Genomic DNA, 532 nt, shown 5'->3' on the forward strand with positions numbered 1-532 from the left:
CTGATGGTGGTAACGGCTGGCGTGGTGCTTGGCACCAGGTTTTCGAAGTTGCCGCCAGTGGTGCCCGTAATCGTCGCGCTTACGGTGCTGCCATTGACGTACACGTCGTTGGCCGGGGTGTCGACCAGCACGGTACCGGTGGTTTTACCCGCTTCGATAACAATGACCGAGCCATTGCTCAAGGTCACAGTCATCGGCGTGCCGGCCGGATTAGTCAAGGTCGCGGTGTAAGTGATCTGGCCGCCTTCGGTGATACCGCCAGTCGCGGTCAGCGTCAGATCGGTAGTGTCAGTCGAATCACTGATAGTGGTAACGGCTGGCGTGGTGTCTGGCACCAGGTTCTCGAAGTTGCCGCCAGTGGTGCCCGTGATCGTTGTGCTAACGGTGCTGCCGTTGACATACACGTCGTTGGCCGGGGTATCGACCAGCACGGTACCGGTGGTTTTACCCGCTTCGATAACGATGACCGAGCCATTGCTTAAGGTCACGGTCATCGGCGTGCCGGCCGGATTGGTCAGGGTCGCGGTGTAGG

The 532-nt window shown here is 59.8% G+C and carries 1 protein-coding gene; it reads right to left on the reverse strand.

All coding sequences use genetic code 11. The features are described from left to right. Positions 1-532, reverse strand: a 532-nt coding sequence (locus AACY45_RS27795; RefSeq protein ID WP_339548682.1) for an immunoglobulin-like domain-containing protein, incomplete at both ends; no start/stop codon positions are given.

This window comes from Pseudomonas sp. RA_35y_Pfl2_P32 (assembly GCF_963970735.1).
In the GTDB taxonomy this organism is placed as follows: domain Bacteria; phylum Pseudomonadota; class Gammaproteobacteria; order Pseudomonadales; family Pseudomonadaceae; genus Aquipseudomonas.